The organism is Buttiauxella sp. (assembly GCF_035271705.1).
In the GTDB taxonomy this organism is placed as follows: domain Bacteria; phylum Pseudomonadota; class Gammaproteobacteria; order Enterobacterales; family Enterobacteriaceae; genus Buttiauxella.
Genome location: NZ_DATERI010000030.1, coordinates 1 through 9484 on the forward strand (window position 1 = coordinate 1; position 9484 = coordinate 9484).

The 9484-nt window shown below is 51.6% G+C and carries 8 protein-coding genes; 5 read left to right on the plus strand and 3 right to left on the minus strand.

Translation table 11 applies throughout. The features are described 5' to 3' along the window. Positions 1-2644 (plus strand): peroxidase family protein (locus VJY99_RS02195; RefSeq protein WP_324115916.1); only part of this gene is annotated, 2644 nt, incomplete at its 5' end. A 155-nt stretch (positions 2645-2799) separates the two neighbouring features. Here VJY99_RS02195 and VJY99_RS02200 read toward each other — a convergent pair. After that, positions 2800-3339, minus strand: coding sequence for a DUF2058 domain-containing protein (locus VJY99_RS02200; RefSeq protein WP_324115918.1), 540 nt, complete (start codon positions 3337-3339; stop codon positions 2800-2802). A gap of 99 nt (positions 3340-3438) precedes the next feature. Next, entirely contained in the window at positions 3439-5343 is a 1905-nt protein-coding gene (locus tag VJY99_RS02205) for a diguanylate cyclase domain-containing protein (RefSeq protein WP_324115920.1), read from the minus strand. 269 nt (positions 5344-5612) lie between these two features. Between VJY99_RS02205 and VJY99_RS02210 the strand changes: the two genes are divergently transcribed. Beyond that, positions 5613-5858, plus strand: coding sequence for a hypothetical protein (locus VJY99_RS02210; protein WP_324115929.1), 246 nt, complete (start codon positions 5613-5615; stop codon positions 5856-5858). 266 nt (positions 5859-6124) lie between these two features. Continuing rightward, positions 6125-6343, plus strand: coding sequence for a fumarate hydratase FumD (fumD, locus tag VJY99_RS02215; RefSeq protein WP_324115921.1), 219 nt, complete (start codon positions 6125-6127; stop codon positions 6341-6343). Positions 6344-6493: 150 nt separating this feature from the next. On the opposite strand, the gene VJY99_RS02220 is transcribed toward fumD, so the two are convergent. Then, on the minus strand, positions 6494-7387 hold the full coding sequence (locus VJY99_RS02220; RefSeq protein WP_324115923.1) for a LysR family transcriptional regulator: 894 nt from the start codon (positions 7385-7387) through the stop codon (positions 6494-6496). A 171-nt stretch (positions 7388-7558) separates the two neighbouring features. Between VJY99_RS02220 and VJY99_RS02225 the strand changes: the two genes are divergently transcribed. Next, entirely contained in the window at positions 7559-8932 is a 1374-nt protein-coding gene (locus VJY99_RS02225; RefSeq protein ID WP_324115925.1) for an MFS transporter, read from the plus strand. Continuing rightward, positions 8929-9387: a type II 3-dehydroquinate dehydratase gene (locus VJY99_RS02230; RefSeq protein WP_324115927.1), complete on the plus strand. Its 459-nt coding sequence runs from the start codon at positions 8929-8931 to the stop codon at positions 9385-9387. Before VJY99_RS02225 ends, VJY99_RS02230 begins: the two co-directional genes overlap by 4 nt. Positions 9388-9484: the final 97 nt, after the last annotated feature.

Genomic DNA, 9484 nt, shown 5'->3' on the forward strand with positions numbered 1-9484 from the left:
TGAGCTGATTAAGCATCACTGTAACAACAACACGCTGTTCACCGACAGCTCGCTGCCGGGCGACCACAACGTGACTTTCCAGGAGTACTTCGCCGGACTGGTCGACAACAATGGCGTTATCAACCAGTCGATGCTTCCTGCCATGACGTCCAATTTCATGGGAAGCGGCTTTGCGCTGTTGCTCGACACCAACCCCTTTATCAACCTGCTCGACCACTACGTGGCAGGTGATGGACGGGCGAATGAGAACATCGCACTGACCGCGGTCCACACCATCTGGGCGCGGAATCACAACTTCCATGTCAACGGATTGCTCGAAGCCGGATTCGATGGCACAGCTGAAGAGCTGTTCCAGGCAGCTAAGATAATCAACGAGGCTGAATATCAGCGCGTTATTTTCACCGACTTTGCCGACAAGTTGCTTGGTGGCATGAGAGGTGATGGCGAGCACGGCTTCGTCGAGTACAATCCGGAAACGGATGCTCGCGTCTCGCACGAGTTCGCGACGGCAGCTTACCGGTTCGGTCATTCGCTGGTAGGGCAGACGCTGACGGTACTCGATGCTCAGGGCAATGCAACGCAGGTGCCGCTGTTCGACGCGTTCCTCAACCCGACCAACGATACGAGCGCGTTCAACTACCCCAAAGCGCAATTGCCTTACTCTCCACAGCCAGGCTATGAGCAACTGGGTGTCGCCGGGATCATTGCCGGTGGTGTCGTCCAGCCTGCGGAGGAAGTCGATGTCAATATCGTCGATGCTGTCCGAAACGACCTCATTCGAATCAGTGCTGACGTGTTCGCCTTCGATGTCGCCCGCGAGTGGGATGTCGGTCTAGGTTCGATGAACCAGATCCGGGCTGACCTGATGGCCTCTCTTGATCCGTATGTGAAGGAGGCGGTCAGCTTTGCCGGCGATCTCACACCATACAGTTCGTGGGAAGACTTCCAGGCACGTAACGATCTTAGCGATACAGTGATTGAGCAGTTCAAGCAGGCCTATCCAGACCTCGTGCTGGAGGAGGGGGCTCAAATTGCAGACTTCCTGGCGGCTAATCCTGACTATCAATTTGTCAACGGAAACACCGTCAAAGGCATCGACAGAGTTGATCTGTTCGTGGGTGGACTAGCTGAGAAGCACATCAACGGCGGTGTGGTTGGCCAGACCTTCTGGGCCATCATCCACGAGCAACTTGACCGGATCCAGGAAGGTGACCGGCTGTATTATCTCGAACGCACGGAGCATCTAGACTTCAACCAGGTCCTCGAGCAGCAGGGCTTTGCCGGGATCGTGGCACGCAACACGGGCCTGACCAATCTTCCCGAGAACATCTTCGGGACGAGTCATCTCGATAATCCACCCGTTGTTGTCAACAGCAACGTCGTCCTCAATGGTGGGCCCGGCAACGACGTCCTCAATGGTGGGCTCGGCAACGACACGCTCAACGGTGGGGCCGGCAACGACAGCCTCAACGGCCGGGGCGGCAACGACACTCTCAACGGCGGCCTTGGCGCCGATGTGATGGTGGGCGGTCTCGGTAATGACAGCTATATCGTTGATAATAGTGGCGATGTTGTCACGGAAGGTCTTAATGGTGGAACGGATATCGTCCAGACCACTCTCCTCAATTACACTTTGGCCGATAACGTTGAAACGCTGGCGTTTACCGGGACAGGCACTTTCACCGGCAGAGGGAATGCTATTGGCAACACCATCACCGGAGGCAGTGGTAATGACTTTTTGTATGGGTTGGGAGGAAACGACCAACTGCTAGGTGGGACAGGAAATGACCTCCTGGATGGGGGTGACGGTGCCGATAACCTTCAGGGTGAGGCTGGCAACGATAGACTCATTGGCCAGGCGGGCAATGACACTCTGGATGGCGGTGCCGGTGCCGATAACCTTCAGGGTGGGGCTGGCAACGATAGACTCAATGGCCAGGCGGGTAATGACACTATGGATGGTGGTGCCGGAGATGATACATATATAGTTGATAATGCTCTTGATATTGTCACAGAAGGTCTTAATGGCGGGACGGATATCGTCCAGACCACCCTCCTCAATTACACTTTGACCGGTAACGTTGAAACGCTGGCGTTCACTGGGGCAGGCATTTTCACCGGCAAAGGGAATGCTATTGGCAACACCATCACCGGAGGCAGTGGTAATGACTTTTTGTATGGGTTGGGAGGAAACGACCAACTGCTAGGTGGGGCAGGAAATGACCTCCTGGATGGCGGTGCTGGTGTCGATAACCTTCAGGGCGGGGCTGGCAGCGATAAACTCATTGGCCAGGCGGGTGATGACACTCTGGATGGCGGTGTCGGAGATGATAACCTTCAGGGCGGGGCTGGCAACGATAGACTCATTGGCCAGGCGGGTAATGACACTATGGATGGCGGTGCCGGAACTGACACCTTCACCTTCAGCGCAGGCTTTGGGCATGACGTCATTAACGGTTTCGATAGTAATGCCGCTAATGGACAGGATCACATCGATCTGAGTTTGCTCGGTATTAATACGGGGAATTTTGCCACCAGTGTCCAGATTGTCGGAAATGTAATTTACATCGGCAATGATTTCATTACTTTAGCGGGCGTAAATGCTAACAGCATCAATATTAATGATTTTACTCTATTCGGATAAGGAGGAAACTCTGTTGCCCCTGCTGTATATATGTTGCAGGTCTATGACTCAGATTGATGACAAAGTCCTGGTCTCACGACCAGGACTTTTCTTTAATAAGGTCAGGGCAATTAATGGACTGACCCCGGTACGATACCGCCTCGAAACCAACCTAATTACCACATCAAATCATCAGGTATTTTAAAATCGGCATACGGATCTTCTTCGTCCTGCGCTTCCTGACTTAGCGCACTATTCAATACAATATAGCTCGCATCACGCTGCGCAATTTTATCGGCCACACTTGCAGGTATAATTGCGTATTCACCTTCAGGGTTATTATCAGTCACCAGACGGGCAATGGCGAGGCGGCCGTTCGTCAATTGAGTTTGAGTGACTTTATCGACATAGACTTTTTTAATTAAATTATTGTCTGTGAAGTTATAACCAATATCGCCCCTGGAAATTACGATCCGGTTCATTTCAATCAGTTGCTTGATCTGCGCTTTTAATTCTTTAGATAACGTGGCTTGCTTTTGTTGCTCACTTAACTCTTTATCACGTTCAAGTTGTGCCTTTTTATTTTCTTCCACAGCCTCTCTTGCTTCACGGGCCTGAACACGCGATTTTTTAGCCGTTCTTTGCACTTTAGCCATTTTTTTGCTGCTGACTAATCCAGCTTTGAGCATCTGCTCTTGTAATGTGAGTTTTGTCATGTTCGTTTCTAAAACCAATGAAATAGTGTCTGGGATTATACCTTTAATCCTTGAGGATGTGCCAGGTTGCGGGAGCGAGGCTCGTATTAATCCGCCTGCTCACCCTGCTGTAAACATCTCGACAGCATTCTTTCCCCCTTTTTTGGCGCGATACATCGCTTCATCGGCATAGTGCAGTAAATCATGCACATTGTCAGCCTGGTCAGGGTACATCACCACGCCGATACTCGACGAAATATCCAGTTTCGTGCCATTGACCATGACAAAAGGTTCTGCAATATGGGCACGAATTCTCTCCGCGACGACTGCCGCTTCTGCCGCGCTGTGGGCGTCAGGCAAAAGAATCACAAACTCATCGCCACCAATGCGTGAGACGGTATCGGACGCACGAAGTGCCGCTCTCATGCGTAATGCGGCCTGCTGCAGTAGCCAGTCACCGGTCTTATGTCCATGTTTGTCATTGACCGCTTTGAACTTGTCCAGATCAATAAAGAGCAGCGACAACTTTCGAAGTTTGCGTTTCGCGAGTGCGAGTGCCTGAGCAAGGCGGTCTTCCAGCAGCCGGCGATTCGGCAGCCCGGTCAATTGGTCATAGAATGCCATTTTGCGAATGGCTTTTTCGGCAGCCTTGCGTGCTTCTGTTTGTTCATGCAATTCAGTGACATCGATCGACATACCAATCACGGCTGGCAGTTGGTTCGGCAATCTTATCGGCACTTTGATCGTCGAGTAGTAGCGGCGATCTCCCTCTGGGTTGCCGACAATCTCTGTGCAGTGCTGCTTATCGCCCGACTCGAGCACCTGGCTATCCGTGGTCCAAAAATCATCGGCTATCTTCTGTGGCAGAACGTCCTGATCCCGATGACCGATTATCTGCTCAGCGGGAAGGCCGAACAGCGCGGCAGTCTTCGTGTTGACGTAGCTGAAACGTCGATCGCTGGTCTTTAAATAGATATAGGCATCCACGGAGTTAAGGACGAGATCGAGCAGCGTACGCTGGTTTTTATTCTGGCGGAAAATAGTCATCATCAGCCACTGGAGGAGGCTAATACAGATAAAGACAAATAGGGAGATAGCCACCTGAATACGCCACTCGAACAAGTACTCATTGGTACTCTCGCCAACCAGTTGCGTCCACTGTTCATGATGCAATGGGGAAAGCACAACCAATCGTTCCACCTGGTCAATCGGCGACCGGAAAAATTTCACATTCGGACCATAATTCGTCTCTGCAAAATATCCGCTACTGATGGTCTTCAACACCGTATTTTGCTCATCCAAGGGATCTTGCAAATACGTATAGTGGAACAACACCTGGCGAGTGTCGTTATCGAACATCGATAAAACACCATCTTTACCGAGATCAAATCCCCGCTCAGCATCCACGTATAGCAGCAACGACAAACTTTGGGGGCTGGTATAGCCCACTACACTGCCGAGCAGTTTGCCTTCAGGGGAAGTGATCATCTGGTACATCATCATTCCCTTGCCGCCCAGCTTATCTATATGTTGTTGGGAAACAAAAAAGACTGATTTCGCACCACCATCGTGGTAGGCCTTATATTGCGGTAAATCCTTAAAGGATTTCGTTGCGAGTACACTCGGCGGCAGGATCAACTCCAGCGGGACATCAGACTCAGACGCGACAATATTGCCCATCGGATCCAGAACGATGAGAGTATCCAGCCCCACATGCTCCAGTTCTTTGCCTAATAATTTTTTTTCATTCTTGACGCCATTTTCGTCCAGCACAGAATCCCCTACCGAGACAAGCTGGTAGCGAATTGTCGTTTCGAGCTGTTCAAAGCTGCGTAAATGCATCGCCGACACATTTTTCAGACTCTGTACCACTCCAGACTCAATCCACCCGTGCGCCAGATACAAGTAACCCACCAACCCTCCCGCCTGAGCCAGCATTGCCAGGGCCAGTAACCCGCGTTTTTCGCCCAGGTTTGATAATAACCGGGTCATATAAGCTGAAAGACGCGTGGCAGAAACATTCATATAGCCATTCCATTAAATGTGAATTAGAGCGGGGTTTTTTGGGGTGTGTATCAGTAATGGTATCAAAAATATGATATGGGGATGAGGCTTTCAGTGCGTTCGTCCTTTGGTTCATCCGCCGACAAATCTCACCTAACCGCATAAAAACGTGGTGCCTGTAAATTCTGGACTTATTGCGCGAGTGAAAATCACCCGAATGCATTATTTTTAGTGATTCAGATCACATTTACGATGCCATGTTCCTTGTGAACACATCGTGATACAACCAGATAAGGTGGTCAGTAATGAAATATTATTTTGCTGCTTTGTTGTTATCTGTCAGTGCCGCACCTTGTTATTCACAGCCTGTGAAGGCCGAGAGTAAAGAGGACATTCTTAACAGTACCAGCACCACTCAGTATCAGTTACAGCAAGCACAGGCCAGCGGGCCGAGAGTACTGGAGCTTAATACTCAGTGTTACAGCTTGCCAGCCCAGGAGCATCAGCCTGGTGTCAATTGTGTCCCTGATTATTAAAACTCGCTCTTTCCCCAGTCATTTCATGGCTGGGGTTTATACAGCCGGGCCACTGGCATTGCTCATCTCAATAACAGAACCGGGCGCCACACCAGCAATGGCAGAAACAAGCTTATTCGCGTGGCTATCACCTCATAAAATCGCCGTGAGTTCACCTTCACCATAACGACACATCGGTATGTTTTTAAATGGATATTATTATTGTCAATGCCATCTTGTAGGCTGTGTGGTAGCTTGTTTTTTTGCACCAAAGCCTGGAGATGTGCATGGGAAGCAAAGCTAAAGACGAAGAGTTGTATCAGGAAATGTGTCGCGTGGTAGGGAAGGTGGTACTTGAGATGCGTGATTTAGGTCAGGAACCTAAGCACATTGTTATTGCGGGTGTGTTGAGAGCGTCGCTTGCCAACAAAAATATAAAACGCTCAGGAATAACCGAAGAGGCGATGAGTGCTGTGATAGATGCGCTGACGAGGAAAGGGCAATAAAAACCCGGCTCGGTGTGCCGGGTCTTATCCACAGCCAGTTTCATACTCAAGCTGTTAAACCCATCACTGCATTAACCCCTGACAAAGCCATAAACACGCCACCCAGCATGAGATAAGTAGACTTCTTCTGAGTTGCGGCAAGCATTCGCATTATAACTTATCCTCCCAACCGTGGGCTTCATTGATAAAGTGCTGCACCGCGCTTGAACGCTCATCAATCCTGGAAATCAATAACAGCTCACTGACCATTTCCGGCTGTGCTAAGGGCACAATCCGTATACCCGGCATGGTTAAGCCCGTGACTGTTTCAGGCACGATACTCAGTCCTATCCCTGCTGCTACCAACCCGGGAATACTCATCAACGACGGCACGTACATTATGTTCTCGGGATGCAACTGGTTTTGTCGGCACGCCTGGAGGGTGTGTGAGGTTAGGCCGATGCCAGCACCGTCTTGCAAAAACACGAATTTCTCATGGCGTAGCGTCGACAGGTCGCCAGTATAACTCTCCGCCAGTTCATGGTTATCTGGGATGAGCAGAACCAGCCTGGACTGGCTGAATTGATGAGTCCGCAGACGGTCCGGTAGGTGATCTTTAAATACCCTGGCAAATGCCAGGTCGAGTTTGTGGTCCATCAACATTTCGAACTGCGCGCTAATGCCCGCGTCCACCAGCGACACTTTGACTTCAGGGAAGGTGCTGAAGTAATGCCGCAGTAATTGCGGCAGGTGGGCCTCGAACAACGCTGAGTGATAGCCGATGTTGATCTCGCCCACCTCTCCACGCCGGGCTCGCCGGGCCGCGGCTATCGCCAGTTTACTTGACTCGATGGACTGCCGCGCATGGGTCAAAAACGCCTCGCCGGCAGCGGTCAATACCACCCCCCGGTTTTCCCGGCGAAACAGTGCCAGACCCAGCTCGGACTCAAGTGTTCGCATTAATTGGCTCAGTGCAGGCTGCGCAATGCCCAATTGTTCGGCTGCCCGGCTGAAGTGCTGCAAGTCAGCGGCGACAGTGAAGGCTTTCAAATGACGTAGTTCCATGATCCGCCTTAATAAGGTTAGCTTATCTATTTGTCGTAATTTTGATAATTATTCTGCAGAGTGGATGCGCTAATGTCTATTGACTTCGACGTTTCCTGCCCGCAGTGATGCCGGAACGCAGTTGTATGGAAATCCTACCTGCACTCATAAAAATAAAGGACAAATACCTCTATGAACACAACAAGTAAAGAGAGTCATGATTTACGCATGCCTCGAAAAGCGGTGACCGCCGCGACCATAGGTACCGCTCTGGAATGGTTTGACTTCACGCTGTATGGCGCGGTATCAGCAACCATTCTCCCTAAACTGTTTTTCCCAGCGATGGAGCCGACCGCCGGCCTGCTCGCTTCGCTTGCAACCTTCGGTGTTGGCCTGGCAGCTCGCCCAGTGGGCGCGATTACCTGTGGCTACCTCGGTGACAAATTGGGTCGACGCAACCTGATGCTGGCTACCGTGACCCTGATGGGTTTGGCATCGGTACTGATGGGCCTGTTGCCTACTTATGCGCAGGTTGGCATTTGGGCACCCATCCTTCTCGTGCTGCTGAGGATTATTCAAGGCTTCGCGCTGGGCGGTGAGTCCACTGGGGCACAACTGATGGCGCTGGAGCACGCATCTCCAGACCGACGCGGGCGGTATTCCGGTTTACTCGGCTTGTGTTCACCACTCAGTCAGATATTGGCCAACGGCGTATTGATGGGGCTGGCCGCAACACTTTCAAGCGAACAATTCGAAAGCTTCGGCTGGCGAATTCCCTTCGTCATGAGTTTCGTACTGGTGGTGGTGGCAATCTTTATCCGGCTGAAAGTCGATGAAACCCCAGCGTTCATCGCCTTGAAAAAGACCCCGGTTAAGCAGGAAAAAAGCCCGCTCAAATCTGCTGTGGGCGGCCACTACAAAACCATCCTGCGCTTGATGTTTTTCTTCTGCTCGCCAGCCGCACTGTTCTATCTGATTGTTATCTTCTCCCTCAGCTATCTGACCAAGCACCTGGGCTTTAGCCAGTCGACAGGCTTCATGTCACTGATGGTGGCTAACATGTGCGCGATTTTCGGTGCGCTGGCTGGTGGTTATTTGTCAGACCGTTGGGGCCGCAAAAAGGCGCTGGCGTTTGGTTCATGCATGACCTTGCTGATCCTGTTCGTCTATTTCCCGATTCTTAATACGTTAAACGTCGCCGCCATCATGGCAATCATGGGGTTGTTCTTGGGCTTCACCCAGTTTCAGAGCGGCATCCAGCCAGTGGCGTTCGCCGAAGCGTTCCCGACCCAGGTTCGTTATTCGGGTTCCGCACTGGCCTACACCGGCGCCAACCTGGTTATCGGTGGTCCGATGCCAATGATAGCGGTGTGGCTGATGAGTCAGTCGAACAACTCGCCGTGGCCTCTGGTGACGCTGTGCGCCGTAATTAATCTGATCTCGCTGGCCATGATCCTCATCGGTCCTGAAACCCGTGGCATCAACCTGAATTCCGTTGCGGCACCCGACTCGGATGCTACTGCCGCTCCAGCCATCTTTTCAAATAACACATTAGGACGATCATGAACCGTACCGTTTTCATCCTTAACGGCCCTAACTTGAACTTGCTGGGTCGTCGTGAGCCGCACATCTACGGACACACCACGCTCGAGCAGATACGCCAGCGCAGTGAACGGCTGGCCGGGGAACTTGATTTGGTATGCGACTTCCGCCAGACCAACCATGAAGGCGTGATGGTCGACTGGATTCAAGAAGCCTTCGAGGAGGGTGCTGCCGTGATTATTAACCCGGCCGGCTTCTCGTTTCATTCGATTCCGGTGCTCGATGCCCTGAAGTTGCTCGACACGCCGCTGATTGAACTGCATTTATCGAACATCCATGCACGGGATGAACTGCATCGACACTCAATTATGTCTGGTGAGGTCGATGCCGTGATTTGCGGCATGGGAGCCGACGGTTATCCTTTGGCAATCCGGGCCATTGACGACCTGCTGCGTCGTCAGGTGGACAACAACAACTAACCCCCTCTTCGCTAGACGCTTATACGGCGGTCTCTCGGCAGATTGTAGCCAGAGCCGCCTTCCCCTGAAGTCCAGTCACAGGTTCACGAAGCAGACC